The following is a 17,497-nucleotide window of genomic DNA, read 5'->3' on the forward strand; positions in this document are numbered from 1 at the left end:
TATAAATAGGGTCGCTGTCGCGGCCCTTTTCTTTGGCTTGCGCTTTCCCTTGTACTAGGTTATCAGGCTATCCCGCAGCCAAATGCTATAAATGCAATTTCGGAACTCAACTCAATATTCGGTAAAAACGGCCTAAACGACACCCATAAAAAATGCCGAACTGAGTTCGGCATTTTTTATGTATTATTCTTTGCCTATGTAAAAGCACGCGAGAAAATGATCAAACAGGCTATTACTCTTCTTCACCGCCAGCGCCTGCACCTAAACGCTCTTTAACCGCTGCAGTGATAGGGCTGGCACTATGACCATTTGCCTCAGCCCAAGCTTGGATAGTCATGCCATCCGCTTCCGGTACGCTTAGCTCGTTGGCGGATAACCGCTTAGCAACAAACTCCCCCGCATCATTCGCATTCACGGCATAGGCGGTACGTAGTAAGCTTTGGCCGTCACAACTAATTCCGCTGTAAACTTGGCGCAATTTAACACGACTTTCTTTTAATTTTTTACGTAAGCGGTTTTTATCGTTCGCTTTAACGTAATCACAAATACTCGCAACAAGCGGATCTGCTTCAGTCGCTTTAGCCGAGGTTGGCACAGAAACATAGCTAAATCCGATTAGTGCAGCCAAGGCTACAGGCATTAGACGCATCCGATACTCCTTAATACTTTCTTATAATTTTTTTATGGTTTGTATGGTCTGCGTCTATCTCTAACGATAATTGACCTCTCAGGTTCAGATAGCTCTCGATAACACAGTTATCTCAGCCTACTGGCGCCTAACCGGTATAATACCTTCGACATATTGACAATCCATACGCACAGGGTACACAACATAACGACATAATTTAACATTTTTTTGCCAAATTGATAAAGCGATATTCCAGCCCATCAGCATTTATAGCCGCTACGGATTCGGTTTCTTGCCACTCATCGTTTTTCCAAGCAGGGAAAAAGGTATCACCTTCAACGTCTAAGTTAATTTGAGTTAGATAGAGCCTATCAGCTTGTGGTAATAGCTGTTGATACAATTGTCCACCGCCAATGACCACCAACTCTTCACAATCGCCAGCCGCCTCTTTGGCAGCTTCAAATGATGTGACACAGGTTACGCCCTCGATCAATAAATCCGCTTGGCGAGAAATCACAATATTATGACGCCCAGGTAAAGGTCGACCGATTGACTCAAAGGTTTTACGGCCCATCACAACTGGCTTACCTAAGGTCATGGCTTTAAAATGGCGTAAATCTTCGGGTAGATGCCATGGCATTTTATTGTCTTTTCCGATGACTCGATTGTTTGCCATCGCGGCTATCATAGCAATGCGCATGGTCACTCCTGTGGAATTGTTTTTATTTAATAACTGGACGGGTTCTAAAATACAGCAAACTCGGCAAGGCTAAGCCCACCGATAGCGCCCCTAGAATAAAGACTGTTTTTAACCCATTACTAATCACTTGGCCTGTCAGCTCTTGGCTTACCTGCGATTGTGCCGTGAGTTGCACTAAGGCAATCACAGTATTGAATGCATAAGTACCTGGGATCATGGGGATAATGGCAGCAACTGCATACATCAACGGCGGCGCTAAATGACGCTTTGCAAACCCGATTGTAATAGTGCCCACTAAGGCCGCAGCGGCAAAGGTCGCCCACTCAATGGGTAAGCCAAATTGCAGCATAAGTGTGCGAGAGCTATGACCAATTGCGCCAGCTAATGCACAGTAGACTAAAAAGCGTTTAGGTACATTAAATACCATGGCAAAGCCGATGGCAGGGATCGCTGAAAAAAAGGCATCGTGTAGCAAAATAGTCAGTAATTCCATCACAGAAAAATACCACCAAGTTGCATTGCGATTGTAATCCCAATGACCGAAGAAACCGTCAGTAATGTTGCATGTCCCCAACGGGAAATGCCCACGTTCATATGCCCCTTAACCATATCAGAAATCGCATTGATCATTGGGAATCCCGGCACCAGCATTAATACACTGGCCGCCATGGCCGCCTGCGGAGTCTCACTCAAGTTGAATACATAACCCGTCTGCGCCAACATGCTAGTGACAAATGCCGTCACCGCAAAATTCACCAGCAAATTAAAATGCCGCTTTGCAATCGCAAGGCGCACCGACATTCCCACTGCAGAGGCGAAAAAGGTAATGATAGAAGCCGCGACATCACCATTAAAGAGGTGACAAAAACTCGCGCAGGATAAGCCTATCATCAATATAACAAGATAAGGAGGATAGGTCTTAGGCTCGATGCGGGCTAAACGTTTGCGCACTTCATTGGGGCCATAGAGGCCTTTTTCTGCAAGTAAACAAATACGTTGTAACTCACACACTATGGTCATGTTAATGCCATGCTCACGGATCCGACGCGTTGTCGTGATACAGCGACCATGAACTAAACTCGTTAACACGAGGGAATTGGAGGAAATAGAAAGCTCGATACTTGCTAAGCCTAAGGCCTGACCTAGGCGCTGGCTGATTTCTTCAACTAAATCAGATTCAGCACCGTAGGCCAGCAAGAGTTGTGCAACCCGCACAACTTGCCGAGTAATATCATTTTGAGTATCTGCGTACACGAAACTCTCAAAACTTAGATATGGATATTATCTTTGGTAGATGACTTCAACATCGTAGTCATCATCATCAAAGTCATCGTCGAAGTCATCATCATAATCTTCATTGACGGACTCAATGTTAGCTTGATGATAATTATCCCACTTGAATTCGACTTCATCGTCTGGATTTGCATCTTTATCTTCAGGAGGAAGACTTTGGATGAAATCCCACAGCTTAGTCGCTAATTCCTTAGTACCATCGCGGCCATAGGCGGAAATAGTGTAAACCTCACCTTCCCAACCAAGCTCTTTAACAACTCGGTCAACCTTTTCTTTTAGCTCGTCTTCGAGCAGTAGATCGGCCTTATTGAAGACTAACCAACGAGGTTTGCTTGCCAGTTTTGGCGAATACTTTTCAAGCTCACCGACGATTGCACGGGCAGAGTCGACAGGATCTGTGCCATCAATTGGCTCGATATCGATGATATGTAACAGAATACGGCAACGTTCTAAATGCTTTAAGAAGCGAATACCCAGACCCGCACCTTCTGCCGCGCCTTCGATCAAACCAGGAATATCTGCGATCACATAGCTTTGGCCTGGACGTGGGTTAACCACACCGAGGTTAGGCACTAATGTCGTAAAGGGATAATCCGCAACCTTAGGTGTCGCACGAGACACTGCACGAATAAAGGTCGATTTACCCGCATTAGGCATACCAAGCAAGCCAACATCGGCTAACAATAGCAGTTCTAATTTTAAGCTACGCACTTCACCCGGTGTACCTAAGGTTTTCTGGCGTGGCGCACGGTTTGTACTGCTCTTAAAGCGAGTATTCCCTAAACCATGGAAACCACCTTTTGCCACTAATAACTTCTGGCCATGGGTAGTTAAATCACCAAGCACTTCCTCGGTGTCATGATCAATCGCACGAGTACCCACAGGCACTTTTAAAATCAAATCTTTACCACTATGGCCAGTACAATCACGGCCACGACCGTTTTCACCGCGTTCAGCCATGTGGAAACGTTCAAAACGATATTCAATCAAGGTGTTGAAGTTTTCGTCGGCCTCCAGATACACACTGCCGCCGTCACCACCATCACCACCATCAGGACCACCATCAGGGATATATTTTTCGCGTCTGAAACTCACGCAACCGCTACCGCCGTCGCCTGCTTCGACCCTAATTACTGCCTCATCGACAAACTTCATACTTACTCCTGGCATCACTGAATGAAGGAATTATACCGTTTAACTTCATCGGTCGCCAAAAAACTCGAGATACTTGCTCCCAATCTTACCAGTCAACGCCCTTAATTTGATAAAGATTTATCAAATCGCTCCAGAAACGTAGGTAAGTAGAAGCACAAAAAACAGAAAGCCCCACCAAAGGCGGGGCTTTACAGTATAAGCTAGACTCGAAAATTAAGCTTCGATGCTAATAAACTTACGGTTATTAGGACCTTTAACTTCGAATTTTACTTTACCGTCGGTCAGAGCAAACAGAGTGTGGTCGCGACCAATACCCACGTTTACACCAGCGTGGAATTTAGTACCACGTTGACGAACGATAATGTTACCAGCTAGAACTGATTCACCGCCAAAGCGCTTAACACCTAGACGTTTACTTTCTGAATCACGGCCGTTACGAGTAGAACCGCCAGCTTTTTTATGTGCCATGAGTTAGACTCCTATTATGCGTTGATAGCAGTAATTTTAACTTCGGTGAACCACTGACGGTGGCCCAACTTCTTGTCGTGGTGCTTACGACGACGGAACTTAACAATAGTTACTTTCTCGCCACGACCATGACTTACTACTTCAGCAACGACTTTACCGCCAGCCACTAAAGGAGCACCAACGTGCACTTTTTCACCGTCAGCGATCAGTAAAACTTGATCGAATTCAACAGTTGAACCAGTAGCAACTTCTAATTTTTCTAAACGAACTGTGTGGCCAGGGGCTACACGGTGTTGTTTACCACCACTTTGAAAAACAGCGTACATAGCTATTTTACTCCGATATTCCTAACATGCTGGCCCACATTCTTGGGGGCAGGATGCTACAAAAACTTTATTGACAATGGGCGCGGAGTTTACGCGAAGAATCCTTATCTGGCAAGCCCTAATTAGGAAAGAATAAAAAAAGGCCGGAATAACTCGCACATTAGTAGTGTGAGTACTGTCATATGTCAGAATTTTAGGTAAAATTCATTCTATATAACACGTGAGCCTAAAATACAGGCCGGGTACGTAATGGCCCCACAACCAGAGTCTATTATGGATTTAAACGCTATTCGTCAACTGGCTGACACTGATATGCAAGCAGTCAATCAGCTGATCTATAAACAGCTGGAGTCAGATGTCGCCCTGATCAACCAGCTAGGTTTCTACATTATCAATGGTGGTGGTAAACGTCTTCGTCCTTTACTGTCCGTCCTCGCCGCTCGCGCCGTCGACTATAAAGGTGAAGCCCACCTTAAGCTTGCCGCGATTATTGAATTTATTCATACCGCTTCATTACTGCACGATGATGTGGTCGACGAATCGACCCTCAGACGCGGCCGCGAAACCGCCAACGCGCTGTTTGGTAATAGCGCCAGTGTATTAGTGGGTGACTTCCTTTATACCCGCTCATTCCAAATGATGACTGAACTCGACAACATGCGAGTATTACGGGTACTCGCCGATACCACCAACGTATTAGCTGAGGGCGAAGTATTACAGCTAATGAACTGTAATGACCCAGATACCACCGAAGAAAGCTATATGCGGGTGATTTACTGTAAGACTGCAAAGCTATTCGAAGCCGCAACCTTACTTGCCGCTGTATTAGCGGGCGCCACACCTGAACAAGAAACGGCGTTGGGCGATTATGGGAAGTATTTAGGTACAGCCTTCCAATTGACCGACGATTTGCTCGACTACACCGCCGACAGTGAAGAGTTAGGTAAAAACATCGGTGATGACCTCGCCGAAGGCAAGCCGACCTTACCGCTGATCTATGCCATTGCCCATGGCACAGAAGAAGAGCAGCAACTCATTCGTCATGCGATTGAGCAAGGTGATGGCACCCATGCGATTGAGAAGATAGTTGCCGCTCTGCATCATTGCGGCGCGCTCACTTATACTCAGCAAAAGGCCATTGAGGAATCAAATAAGGCTATTGCTGCACTTGCGGCATTACCTGACAGTGATTTTAAAACCGCATTAGTCTCACTGGCGAAAATATCTGTTGACCGCAACCACTAAGCTGTTGTGAACAATCAATAAAAAGGCCTTGCTTCGCAAGGCCTTTTTATTTTTAGCATTCTTTACAACATGGAACTTAAACCTGCCATTGAATCGGCACTTCGCCCCGAGCCATCAGTAGTTGATTCACTTTTGAAAAATGCCCACAACCAAAAAAACCACGATACGCCGATAAAGGTGATGGATGCGGTCCCGATAGAATTTGGTGTTGTGGCGCGTTAATCACAGCACCTTTTTTGATGGCATGACTCCCCCACAGCACGAAGATAATTGGACGTTGCTGCGCATTAAGCAGCTTTAACGCTTCCGTCGTAAAAATTTCCCAGCCCGCATTGGCATGGGAGTGCGCTTGCCCCTGTTCTACCGTGAGGACAGTATTAAGCATCAAAATCCCCTGTTCAGCCCAGGCCGTTAAATCACCATGGTTGGGAATATGGAATCCCGGAATATCGTTAACCAACTCTTTATACATATTGGCAAGCGAAGGCGGCGGTTTAACCCCTCGTTTCACTGAGAAACATAAACCGTGGGCTTGATTGGGGCCATGGTAGGGATCTTGACCAATTAACACTACACGCACTTGCTCGAGCGGCGTTGTTTTGAATGCATTAAACACATCCTCTTTCGGAGGATAAATCACTTTGCCCGCTTCTCGCTGTTGATTCACAAATGCGATCAGCTGTTGATAGTAAGGCTGCGTACGTTGATGGTCGATAAATGCTTGCCAAGTCGCCAAAATCAGTTTCTCTTACTTAAGTTACAATGCCGTTAGCTTAAAAGTGATAAGCAACCATGACAAGCTCACTGTGCGATTAATTCGCCTGAACTGCTGATAGTTCAAGTTAAAATGCCACCAATTAAGTGCTATAGTGTCGGCACTTATCCCCTATTCATTCAGATAAATGATCCGCGACCGCTTACAAGGCTCAAGTCCACAATCCGCAGGCTTTACCTTAATTGAACTCGTTGTAGTGATTATTGTGCTTGGAATTTTAGCCGTTGTGGCTTTGCCCAAGTTTATCAATGTGCAGCAAGATGCGCAGATCGCTACAGTTAAAGCCGCAGGCGCAGGATTTAAATCCGGTTTAAATTTAGCGCGTTCAGTTTGGGCAGTGAAAGTAGGCTCAGGCCCCAAGGAAGATTTACCCGTATTTGGCACTGCACAATCTGAACAAGTGGACTTTAATGCTAACGGTTGGCCTGCCCAACACTATATTTATGGCAATGAGGCATCACCTTCATTAGATAATGTGGAAGACTGTGTCTCTGTATGGGAAGTGTTATTCCAAAATGCGCAGCCGAGCGTCTCACGACTCAATATTGATGCTACCGAAACAGACTATAAAGCCAGTTATCTCAACCCTAATCAATGCCGATATTTTTATCGGGCTAACGATAAATTATCCATTTATTACGATTCAAGAACGGGAACCGTCACAACAGACTTAGATCCCAATAGTTAAGAGTTAGCGATTCTTTCCCATAGAAATTAGGATAGAATCGCCCACCAATAAATTATTTTGAGTAAGCGCTATGACAGACACGAGCAACACCACTATTTTTGAACTTGCCGATCAATTTATTGCCTTAGCCAATCAGCTAAGCCAGCAAGAAGGTGATGTAGGCAAAGTAGGAACCGCCCTGCGTTTTGCGGCGGCCCGTTTTAATGCTTTTGAAGCGGCGATTAAATCAGCCGATTTAGGTGCAGAAAAAGACAATGCACTCGACTGGTTTAGCGCAGAATACCGTGAAATGCTGAGTGATAATTTAGACGACCATATCGCCAACCCACCCGTTATGCAGGAAGAATCCGCAGAGATAGATGATTCTGTCCAAATTTTTAAGAACTGATAATCTGCTAAGGGTGAAGTGGCACACTATTTTTTGTGCCACCAAAGCTGCAGAGGTCTTCTTATCTTATAGCTCACTTTAGGTGAATACATCAGCGCTACACCACAAGACATTTAGGGCTAAATTCAAACTGGATACTGCTGAATTAGTCCCTAATAGAAACCCTAAGCCAGTATCAATATTAGTTTCTATTTACTGTCTCGTTGAGTGAATGCAACGAAAGCCAGTATTTGATATTTAGCGAGCACTAGGGCGTGTGCAACTCAACCTAATGAATATCTATCCCAAACCGCTTTCCACCATACGCAGGCATTGGGTCGTTTTATCATCTCAAAATGAAAAAGCGATAAGCCCTATGGGTTTATCGCTTTTTATTGTCTTGCTTTGACCGCAGTGACGCTAATCCGGCAATGGATTATTTAACGATTTCCATCTCAGCTAAGAGATTGTCGGCACCATCCAAATATTTCATTACCCACAACATATAACGGCTATCGACATGAATAGAGCGGTTAATTTCATTATCAAATGCCCAGCCGCCGATAATGCTTTCATATACACCATCAAACAGCAGACCCACTAATTCGGCGCGGCCGTTTAAGGTAGGCGAACCTGAGTTACCACCGGTGGTATCTAAGGTCGACAGGAAGTTTACCGGCACAGAATCGATAGATTTCATATAGAAATCACCGTATTGCTTCTGCTTAATAAGCTCTAACTGCTTTTTCGGTGCATCGAATGGATCAATTCCCGTGTCTTTTTGCACTATGCCTTCGAGGCGAGTGAATGGCACAGCCACTAAACCATCTTTTGGCGAATAACCTTTTACATGGCCAACCGTAACACGCAGGCTAGAGTTCGCATCGGCGTAAACGGGCTTACCCTGCTCAAGGTTATAGGCAATGATGGCATCCATATATTGCGGACGTATTTTCATCATCTCGCCGTCTAATTCTTTTTCTTTCTTCTCTTCGCTCATATTGGTGTCATACATGGCCACCGCAAATTGAATAAAAGGATCCTTAGAGGCTTTAAAATCGTCGACCGATTTTTCCATCCAAGCTAAACGCACATCTTTATTACCGAGTTCGGTTTTGGCGTACATTTTATCTAAGGTTTTAGCAAGCTTAGCTTCGTTAACCTTGTTATCGATACCAAAGGCTTTATCCATCGCAGGTAAACGCTGCGCTTCAGGTAACGCGGCATAACGTTTTAGCATATCTAAGAGTACGGCCTTATCGACACTCGCGGCATAACGGCGGTCAATACGTTCCATGCTTGCTTTAAAGCGAGTCATATCACGGTCTTGGAAGCCTGGTTCACGCTGCATATCAGGCAGTTGCTTTTCATGGGCTAAACGGTACAGATTCGTCGCCGTTGGTAACATAGTGGTGCTACTGATGTAGCTTAAAATCATATCCCGTTCTTGGTGCGCTTTGCTCTTAGCAATCAAGGCATCTAATTCGGCTAAGGTTTTACCGTATTTAGCCTCACGGCTGCGGTCTTTAGCGATCCACTCAGCCAGTTTAGCTTCAAGGGCTTTACGGTCGGCCAACATGGTCGACTTGCCGTAAAACTCGATCATCGAAGTGAAGTTTTTTGCATAATTAGCTAGACCCGCGATTTGGCTTTCGTACTTAATCCGCTCATCGCTGCCCTCTGGCGCAGTTGCTTTAATGATTTCAATAAAGCGCTCACGCAGCATTTTGCCTTCGGGATAAGCCCACTCAAACTCATTTTGAACTTCAGTCGCGGTGCGGTATCTGTTAGTGCGGCCGGGGTAACCCGCTACCATCACAAAGTCACCTTCACTCACGCCTTTGGCTGATACTTTTAAGAAACTCTTTGGCTCATAAGGCACGTTGTCAGCGCTAAATTCTGCGGGTTTACCATTTTTAGACACATAGGCGCGGTAGAAAGAATAGTCGCCCGTATGACGTGGCCACATCCAGTTATCGATATCGCCACCGTATTTACCAACGCTGCCCGCAGGATTGTAGACTAAACGCACGTCGCGGATTTCTAGCTGTTTAACCAGATAGTATTCCAAGCCACCGTGGAAGCTATACACCTGGCAACGATAGCCTTCGTCTTTTTCACACTCGGCAACGAGAGCTTTCTCTTGGTTTTCAATCCCTTGATAAAACTCACGGCCCGTTTTGTTTTCTAGCCCAGCTTTAACGCGTTCAGTAACATTGGTGACATCTTCAGTCACATATACCCGAGAGCCAGGGGCTGCGGGTAATTCATCGGCAAAGGTTTTAGCTAAAAAACCGTCCTGTAACAGGTTTTTCTCAGCAGTAGAATTGTATTGAATCGAACCATAGGCGCAGTGATGGTTAGTCACTACTAAGCCTTTGGGTGATACAAAAGATGCCGTACAGCCACCAAGGCTTATCACGGCATTCATCGGGAATTCGGTAAGTTTAGAGATTGATTTAGCATCAATTTCTAAGCCTTTCGCTTTGAGTTCATCGGCCATTGCGGGCAATTGATGGGGCTGCCACATACCTTCGTCAGCATGGGAAGCAAAACTCGCCGCCACAGCAACTGAGAGTAACCATTTTTTCATTGTCTTAAGTCCGTTTTGATAAAGAAAGCCGAGCGCTTGCGAGGCTATTTCTACGTATGATGTGAATCACTTACCCGACAGCCAGAAAGTAAAAAGTCAGGCACATAGCCTGACTTTAGCATATCGCACGCACTTTATAACAGACTCAGAAAAATTCGCTTACAAAGCAAATACATTAACTAAGCACTACAAGTTTAAATGCGTTCAATTGCCGCAGTTTAAAGTGCGACAAATAGCTGAGCACCAATAATGATTGCTCCCAACAGACCTGCAAGTCCAAGGGCAAATATTCCACCTGACACTTGGTATCCTTGGGGCACAGCTTGGCGTTGACGTAACGCCATCACAATCGGCAGAAAAATAATCATCACCACCAGCGGCACCGCAGCAAAGCCTAATACGGCAACAAAGCCTTCGGGCACATAGAGCGCGCATAACAATGGCGGCACAAAGGTTAATAACCAGGTTTGCGTCCGCCCCAAAAAGGTCTTCTTAGCGCGGGTGAGTTCTGCCACAAAATCATACAAACTTAAGGTCACCCCGAGGAAAGAGGTGATTAAAGCTAAATCCGCGAATAGCGAAATACATTTACTGATCCAAGGCGTGTGTGCAATCTCTTGTAACGCACTGATAAGCGCTGGCAAAGAACCATTAAAGCCACTGATTTCATTGCCCCCCACAGTGCCTAAGGTCACCAACAACCAAAAGATATAACAGGCAAGCGGAATCGTTGAACCTATTAACAATACCTTGCGCAGCGAGGCGGCATCACCGTCTAAATAACGCACTAAAGTTGCAATACACACATGAAAACCAAAGGAGGTAAATACCACTGGGATAGCCGCCATCCAACTGCTGGTCAAGGATTGCGTCATCGCATTGGTTGCCATACTGGAAATACTGACTTCAGGTAATAAAAACAGCACGACAACAATCAGCAATAAAATCATCAATGAAAACAAAAAGCGCGACACTTTATCGACCCAAGCCACGCCTAATGCCGCAAACCCGCCCAGTACTAAGGTGAATAACACCACCGCCAGTTGGTTATCTAACACGATATCAAACATATTTTGCGCTTTGAGCACTAATAGCGATGAGCCACCTGTTAGATACGCCGCCGTTAAGGCAAAGAGTAAGCTAAGGAACGATGCGCCTTGCACCATTTGGCCTTTCTTACCGAGTAATTTGCCAGTAATCGCATGGACATTATCGCCCACACCAGAACGAAGGTTAATCTCAAGCATTAACAATGAGGTATAGGCTGACAGCCCCCAAATAACCACCATCAATAAAATAGCGGGGATCATACCTAACGCAGCCGTGGCTAAGGGTAAGGCTAACATTCCCGCGCCAATGGCGGTTCCCGCGACGATTGCTATCGAGCCTAACATTTTTGAATTCACACAATTATCCTGTTCAAGTATTAATTATTTTTTTAAGGTTTTTGAGTAGATTTGAAGGATAAAGCCTTGCGCACTCTGTGATTAAGCCAACAGCAATCTCAAACGAAAAGCGTCACTAAACTTAAAGCATCCAATCCGATCTCAATAGAGCAGATCAATTGGCCCCAATAGCTTTTGAATATTTCAACCCAGTAGCCATTGAGGCTAACTAAATCGTTTGCAGAAAAGTGACATTAATTTCAACCGTGATTGCCTTAGCAAAACAGCGACAACGCGCGTAATAGAAGATAGCTAGGGACATTAACAGAGCCAATCCCAGTGGGCAAGCCAGTTGTGAACAAAGATAGAAGGCGCGCCTAATGGTAACAACTCAATAGCGCAGTGATAAACGAAAACATACAAACCAACAAAATCGCTACCTTTGTGAAAATACGCCAAATGCGCGATTAAAATCATCGTAAGGTTAATTTGGCCTTTGCAACATCACAAACGCGCTGATAATGGACTTAAACACCTTCCATATGCTTAAGTCCATTCCGTTGAATTTAACAATCACTCAAAATGTTAAATTACAGCTCAGTCCAAGCCATGGTCCAAGAGCTACCTACGCCTGGTTCAAAACCCGTTGCAGTTGGTGACCATTGCACACAATAGCCACTGTAGGGCCAAGGTTTACATTGATAGACTTTACCAGTTTTAGGTTGTAGCACTTTAGTGCCCGCCGCATAGCTTTTTATTCCCTCAGGGAAGATAAAGTCAGCATCCGGTGCAGTGGCTTTATCTTTTAGGAAAAGATCAAAGTTTTGCTGGATAACTTCACCTTGTTTAGGCTCGGCTTTCACTTGTAAATGATAATGTCCTGCCTTAGGGGCAACGACATCCAACACAAAACTCGCGCTGGTATTGTTTACCGCCTGCGTCACATAACCTGCTGCGGTGCCATCGTGGCTAAATAAATAGGCCGACACCTGCATATCCGCATTGGTGCTCACATCAAAACTGACCTGCGCGGCACCATCAACAATGGTGTAATCATCGGCCAAGGAGGTGACATTAAGCTGATTTCCCGGTGCTGGCGCAATATCAAAGCTCACTTCCACTCGCTCTAAGCCCGACTTAGGCGCGGCAAAAATCTCATTTTTGCCATACACAGGTGAAATCACACCAGCCGCATTCTTCTGCCCAGCTTTAAGTTGTGGCTGCTGAGCATTAATCGCGCTAGCTAACAGGAATGGCCAATTTTGCTTAGCACCTTGGGTGGCATCGGCAATGGTAATTTGGGTTTGCTTAGCGCTTTGTTCACCATTAGCATCAAACACCCGCGTCATTACCTTATCACCCGCTTTAAGATCGAGTGACGGATTAATATCACCAATATCGGTCCACTCGCCCGGCACCACAGCGCCTGAGCTCAAGTTTACATCGATGGCATTGTAGAAGCTGTTGGTGGTATCACCCACTTCCCACACGGCCAAGATAACGTGATAACCCGTTCTATCTTCAGGCACATAACAATTATGAGTCACTAGCTTTGGCGGTTGCACCATGCCACCGTCGATCACACAAAAGGGGGCTAAGTCAAAGCTTGCGCGGCTCAGAGCTTGATTTTGATCCCAGCCTTGACGAGTTAAATAGTAGCGCCAATTGCGGGTAACGTGGTTAGCAGTAAACTGCCAAGAAAAGTCATTCCAACCCGCTTTGATATCGCGCTTAGACCAACGGCTTGGGCTCTGTTCATCCAAAGGAGAAAATGCCCCATTTGCCGCACTAGCAATTTTACCATCAGCAGGGCCAGACTCAGGGAATCCAGAAGGACCTTCAACACTTTGCGGCTCCCACTGAATGGCGCCACAGTTGACGTTGCTGCCCGTTTTACAGGCGTAGGAGCGAGACTCTGGTGATATAACATAACCATGAGCCGATGCCGTTTGGCTCAGCAACGAACTTCCGGCAGTCAAGGCTAATGCTACTAGGCTTAACTGAGTAAGCTTAGGAATTGCAAATTTAGGGACAGTTGATTGAGAAAAAGCAGTCAGATGTTCCACTTTAATGTACTCCGTAGGGGCCATTCAATAAAAGATTGGCATTGGTATAAAAGTGGTATTTAGGCAAAACAGCATTAAGCAAAGCCGTTTATTTTTTAAAGAATTCAATATATTCGCTGAATCCTACAGCAACCCCGCTATCTTAGTTAACATCCTTTTACAACCTTAGACCGGAGGCTTTGCGTCCTAATTTTTCAATTAGTTTGCCCAATACGGTGGATCTCAATTGATTAAGTTAACAGGATGTAACTCAAAGACTGAGATGCGGCTAAACTAACAACAAAAGACAACGTTGTCAAAAATTAAATTATTACAATTCAATGAATTACAGAATATAGAACGGTATTTTTTTGGCACCTGCCAGATTTTATGCTTTTAATCTTGATAAGTTTAACCTTGAAACGGATCGCGACTTGGGTATAATGCCCACCTCGCTTCGGGGGAGTAGCTAACTGGATTTTGAGTCATCAATATCTAGGGTGAACGTCAACATACTTGGCCACATGCCATGGTGTTCACAGCAAATCATCGATTTGTCTTGCAAGACCTGAGCACAATAACCGCACCTAGGGGTGGACGGTCTATTGTGCTTATGTCAAAAACCACCCCTAAAAGGATCACACTTGGAAGCGTTACTCGCCTCAACCTTTACGGTTGCTATCGCCGAGATTGGCGATAAAACTCAACTGCTTGCCCTCTTACTCGCTGCAAGATTTAAAAATAAAACCGCGATCATTATGGGGATTTTACTCTCAACCCTGTTTAACCATTTTGCCGCCGCATGGCTTGGGCAATGGGCCATTAACTGGGTGAGTCCTGATGTAGCGCGTTACTTGGTTGCCGCCTCCTTCTTCGCGATTGCCCTTTGGGTGTTAATCCCCGACAAAGTGGATGCTGAAGAAAGCCGTTTCTATAAAATGGGCCCCTTTGTCGCGACCTTTATTCTGTTCTTTATTGCCGAAATGGGCGATAAAACCCAGATCGCGACTGTCGTGTTAGCCGCAAAATACGATGCCTTAGCCATGGTGGTTGCAGGTACCACTTTGGGTATGTTGCTGGCGAACGTGCCAGTGGTGATTGCGGGCCATTTTAGTGCCGAAAAATTACCGATGAAGTGGATCCACAGGGGCTGCGCGATTTTGTTTGCCCTACTTGGGGTCGCAACCTTAATCTATTAATTCAACTAATCAATTGAATTTTAAATAATTAAAAGGCCTGTGATATCACAGGCCTTTGCTATGGGTTAGTAGATTAACTTATAGCCCTAATGCGGTTTGGATCCGTTGACCGTAATCAGCATCAGCTTTTTGGAAATGTGCCAGCATACGTTGCTGTACATCTAAACTCGCTTGACGCAGTGAGCCTGAAATGGTTTCCACTAAGCGGGCTTTTTCATCTTCGCTGAAGATGCGGTACAAATTACCGGCTTGGGTGTAATCATCCTGATTGTATCGGCTGTAACGCGCCGCTTCGCCATCTAAACGCAGTGGTGGCTCAGCAAAGTTTGCTGGTTCTACCAAGGCGCCCGCAGTGCTATTAGGGCCATAGTTTGCTGAAGCATCGCCACCTGTTTGACTGCCATGGTAAGGACATTGAGTTCCCGCCATTGCGCCAGCACGTTGATGATGATTGGCTTTAGCCGCATGTGGGCAGTTTACCGGTAACTGGTTGTAGTTCGCCCCAATACGGTAACGCTGGGCATCAGCATAGGCGAACAAACGTGCCTGTAACATTTTATCTGGTGATGCGCCTACACCAGGCACTAAGTTACTCGGTGCTAAGGCTACTTGCTCGACTTCCGCAAAGTAGTTTTGCGGTAAACGGTTTAGCTCTAACACACCGATTTCAATTAATGGGTAATCACCATGTGGCCAAACCTTAGTTAAATCAAATGGGTTGATATGGTAAGTGTTAGCATCAGCTTCAGGCATAATCTGCACATTCACTGTCCAACGCGGGAAATTGCCATCGGTGATCGCCACCACCATATCGCGTTGCGATGAATCAGGGTCAATCCCTTTTAACTTATCAGCCTGTTCGTTGGTTAAGTTCACTACGCCTTGCTGCGATTTAAAGTGAAACTTCACCCAGAAACGCTCGCCTTTAGCATTCCAGAACGAGAAAGTATGCGAACCATAGCCGTGCATTTGGCGATAGTTTGCCGGAATACCGCGGTCTGACATCAAAATCGTCACCTGATGCATGGCTTCAGGGTTTAATGACCAGAAGTCCCACATCGCTTGTGGATCTTTAAGGTTGGTCAATGGGTTGCGCTTTTGGGTATGGATAAAATCCGGGAACTTAATGCCATCACGCAGGAAGAAAGTCGGCGTATTGTTACCCACTATGTCGTGATTACCACGAGCAGTATAGAAGCGCAGACCAAAACCACGGGGATCACGCTCGGCATCGGCAGAGCCCATTTCACCGCCAACGGTTGAGAAACGCACGAAGGTTTCAGTTTGCTTACCCACACCATTGAAATGGTCGGCAATGGTGTAATCGCTTAAGTCTTTTGTGAGGGTAAAAGTCCCGTATACACCAGTCCCTTTAGCATGTACTACACGCTCAGGAATACGCTCACGGTTAAAATGAGCAAGCTTTTCAATTAAATGCCAATCTTGTAGGAGTAAAGGACCACGTTCACCCGCTGACAACGAGTTTTGATCGTCTGCAATAGGGGAACCGCTCTGGCTGGTTAAATACTGTTGACTCATATCTTGCTCCTTAGTCTTTTTTAGTGTGAATCCAAGATTCAATTAAATCGAAAATAGTAGCCATGGCTTATCTCCTTGGCAGGCGACGTGTTGTCGATGGAGCTAGAATAGAGAAAAGATGAAATCTAATAAAACGATTAATACAGATTTAAATAATCTATTTTAAAGATTAAGACTAAGAAATACTCACTGTCATCACTTAAGTGCAGACAGTATTATTGTTTAATATCTGGAGAGTAAAACCCATTAAAGGGTATCCCCGACTGATGGAAGATATGAGTTTTTACACTGAGGACTAAAATTAAAGGTATGAAAAATAAGCAGATTGGTTAGGACTTGCATCGAAACCAACCTCCAAACTTACTTTTGGCTTAGCTGCTCACGGTAGATAACAACAAGATAATAAGCATCGATGAGTACAATAAAAAAGTTAACCGCTGCAACAGGATAAGCCTGTATCGCCATCCCATAAGCAACAAACAGTGTAGCCCCCAGCAAATTCAACCAACGTAACTTCTTGATGTTTGACATCATCAAAGAGATAGCTACTACCACAGACGCCAAATAACCAACCCATTCCCAAATCATTGCACTATCCATATTAAAACCTTATTTATCGATTTATACATTGAAACAGGTTGGTTAATCTGCATTAGCGTTTAACTACCGCTGCTGTCATCCGTGAGATACAGGTCAACTCCCCTGCACTATTATGGATTAAGATTTCCCATACCGAGCTGCGTTTCCCCAGATGAATGGGTTTTGCCGTTGCGGTTAGCACGCCATTACGTGAAGCACGTAAATGGTTGGCGTTAATCTCTTGTCCAACACAATAATATTGCTCGAAATCCACCGCAAAGTTTGCCGCATAACTGGCAACCGTTTCGGCTAAGGCAACGTTCGCGCCCCCATGGACAATGCCTAAGGGATTATGTACGGCGGGCGTGGCAGGCATAGTCGCCTTCATAAAGTCATCGCCAATCTCGCTGATCTCAATCCCTAGGGTCTGCATCAAGGTGCCTTTGCCCCCCATACCAGCATCTAAACGGGCACAATCCTCTAAGCTTACCGGTCTAAACCAAATACTCATT

Annotated in this window: 18 protein-coding genes and 1 riboswitch; of the genes, 4 read left to right on the forward strand and 14 right to left on the reverse strand. The window is 45.3% G+C overall.

Annotated features, from left to right (window positions below):
* Positions 1 to 232 precede the first annotated feature (232 nt).
* From M0413_RS04135 to rplU, 7 genes are all read right to left on the reverse strand, one after another.
* Entirely contained in the window at positions 233 to 649 is a 417-nt protein-coding gene (locus M0413_RS04135; protein WP_037421428.1) for a DUF3718 domain-containing protein, read from the reverse strand.
* A 196-nt stretch (positions 650 to 845) separates the two neighbouring features.
* Complete coding sequence (gene folA, locus M0413_RS04140; RefSeq protein ID WP_037421431.1) at positions 846 to 1,328, reverse strand: type 3 dihydrofolate reductase; 483 nt, start codon at positions 1,326 to 1,328, stop codon at positions 846 to 848.
* A gap of 22 nt (positions 1,329 to 1,350) precedes the next feature.
* Positions 1,351 to 1,824: a threonine/serine exporter family protein gene (locus tag M0413_RS04145; RefSeq protein ID WP_037421434.1), complete on the reverse strand. Its 474-nt coding sequence runs from the start codon at positions 1,822 to 1,824 to the stop codon at positions 1,351 to 1,353.
* On the reverse strand, positions 1,821 to 2,582 hold the full coding sequence (locus tag M0413_RS04150) for a threonine/serine exporter family protein (protein ID WP_037421437.1): 762 nt from the start codon (positions 2,580 to 2,582) through the stop codon (positions 1,821 to 1,823). Before M0413_RS04150 ends, M0413_RS04145 begins: the two co-directional genes overlap by 4 nt.
* A 27-nt stretch (positions 2,583 to 2,609) precedes the next feature.
* Complete coding sequence (cgtA, locus tag M0413_RS04155; protein WP_037421441.1) at positions 2,610 to 3,776, reverse strand: Obg family GTPase CgtA; 1,167 nt, start codon at positions 3,774 to 3,776, stop codon at positions 2,610 to 2,612.
* 213 nt (positions 3,777 to 3,989) lie between these two features.
* Positions 3,990 to 4,244 (reverse strand): 50S ribosomal protein L27, encoded by a 255-nt coding sequence (gene rpmA, locus M0413_RS04160; RefSeq protein WP_007650346.1) that lies wholly within the window; start codon positions 4,242 to 4,244, stop codon positions 3,990 to 3,992.
* A gap of 14 nt (positions 4,245 to 4,258) precedes the next feature.
* Positions 4,259 to 4,570 (reverse strand): 50S ribosomal protein L21, encoded by a 312-nt coding sequence (rplU, locus tag M0413_RS04165; protein WP_011073451.1) that lies wholly within the window; start codon positions 4,568 to 4,570, stop codon positions 4,259 to 4,261.
* 273 nt (positions 4,571 to 4,843) lie between these two features.
* Between rplU and ispB the strand changes: the two genes are divergently transcribed.
* A complete protein-coding gene (gene ispB, locus M0413_RS04170; RefSeq protein ID WP_037426181.1) occupies positions 4,844 to 5,815 on the forward strand; it encodes an octaprenyl diphosphate synthase in 972 nt (323 codons plus the stop codon).
* A gap of 76 nt (positions 5,816 to 5,891) precedes the next feature.
* Here ispB and ung read toward each other — a convergent pair whose 3' ends face one another.
* A complete protein-coding gene (gene ung, locus M0413_RS04175; protein WP_088586790.1) occupies positions 5,892 to 6,557 on the reverse strand; it encodes a uracil-DNA glycosylase in 666 nt (221 codons plus the stop codon).
* A 160-nt stretch (positions 6,558 to 6,717) separates the two neighbouring features.
* On the opposite strand from ung, the gene M0413_RS04180 reads away from it, so the two are divergent.
* Together M0413_RS04180 and M0413_RS04185 are read left to right on the forward strand one after the other, a co-directional pair.
* Positions 6,718 to 7,278: a pilus assembly FimT family protein gene (locus M0413_RS04180; RefSeq protein ID WP_037421445.1), complete on the forward strand. Its 561-nt coding sequence runs from the start codon at positions 6,718 to 6,720 to the stop codon at positions 7,276 to 7,278.
* Positions 7,279 to 7,348: 70 nt separating this feature from the next.
* Positions 7,349 to 7,666: a DUF3144 domain-containing protein gene (locus M0413_RS04185; protein ID WP_055648549.1), complete on the forward strand. Its 318-nt coding sequence runs from the start codon at positions 7,349 to 7,351 to the stop codon at positions 7,664 to 7,666.
* A gap of 415 nt (positions 7,667 to 8,081) precedes the next feature.
* Here the strand turns inward: M0413_RS04185 and M0413_RS04190 are convergent, their stop codons facing one another.
* From M0413_RS04190 to gbpA, 3 genes are all read right to left on the reverse strand, one after another.
* Positions 8,082 to 10,238 carry a S46 family peptidase gene (locus M0413_RS04190; RefSeq protein ID WP_047535463.1) on the reverse strand — a complete coding sequence of 719 codons (2,157 nt, stop codon included), beginning with the start codon at positions 10,236 to 10,238 and terminating at the stop codon, positions 8,082 to 8,084.
* Between the two features lie 218 nt (positions 10,239 to 10,456).
* Entirely contained in the window at positions 10,457 to 11,632 is a 1,176-nt protein-coding gene (locus M0413_RS04195) for an aromatic amino acid transport family protein (RefSeq protein ID WP_037414953.1), read from the reverse strand.
* Positions 11,633 to 12,213: 581 nt separating this feature from the next.
* Entirely contained in the window at positions 12,214 to 13,689 is a 1,476-nt protein-coding gene (gene gbpA / locus M0413_RS04200) for an N-acetylglucosamine-binding protein GbpA (RefSeq protein ID WP_249553252.1), read from the reverse strand.
* A 124-nt stretch (positions 13,690 to 13,813) separates the two neighbouring features.
* Positions 13,814 to 13,907, reverse strand: a riboswitch (cyclic di-GMP riboswitch).
* Between the two features lie 405 nt (positions 13,908 to 14,312).
* Here gbpA and M0413_RS04205 point away from each other — a divergent pair.
* Positions 14,313 to 14,867, forward strand: coding sequence for a TMEM165/GDT1 family protein (locus M0413_RS04205; RefSeq protein WP_037414866.1), 555 nt, complete (start codon positions 14,313 to 14,315; stop codon positions 14,865 to 14,867).
* A 78-nt stretch (positions 14,868 to 14,945) separates the two neighbouring features.
* On the opposite strand, the gene katB is transcribed toward M0413_RS04205, so the two are convergent.
* The 3 genes from katB to M0413_RS04220 all read right to left on the reverse strand — a co-directional run bounded on the left by katB (position 14,946) and on the right by M0413_RS04220 (position 17,496).
* Positions 14,946 to 16,406 (reverse strand): catalase KatB, encoded by a 1,461-nt coding sequence (gene katB, locus M0413_RS04210; protein WP_037414869.1) that lies wholly within the window; start codon positions 16,404 to 16,406, stop codon positions 14,946 to 14,948.
* A gap of 360 nt (positions 16,407 to 16,766) precedes the next feature.
* Positions 16,767 to 17,006, reverse strand: a complete 240-nt coding sequence (locus M0413_RS04215; RefSeq protein WP_037426164.1) for a YgjV family protein — start codon at positions 17,004 to 17,006, stop codon at positions 16,767 to 16,769.
* A gap of 52 nt (positions 17,007 to 17,058) precedes the next feature.
* Positions 17,059 to 17,496, reverse strand: coding sequence for a PaaI family thioesterase (locus tag M0413_RS04220; protein ID WP_037426162.1), 438 nt, complete (start codon positions 17,494 to 17,496; stop codon positions 17,059 to 17,061).
* Between the last annotated feature and the right edge of the window lies 1 nt (position 17,497).

Origin of the sequence: Shewanella sp. 8A (assembly GCF_023475945.1) — a bacterium.
GTDB lineage: Bacteria > Pseudomonadota > Gammaproteobacteria > Enterobacterales > Shewanellaceae > Shewanella > Shewanella xiamenensis.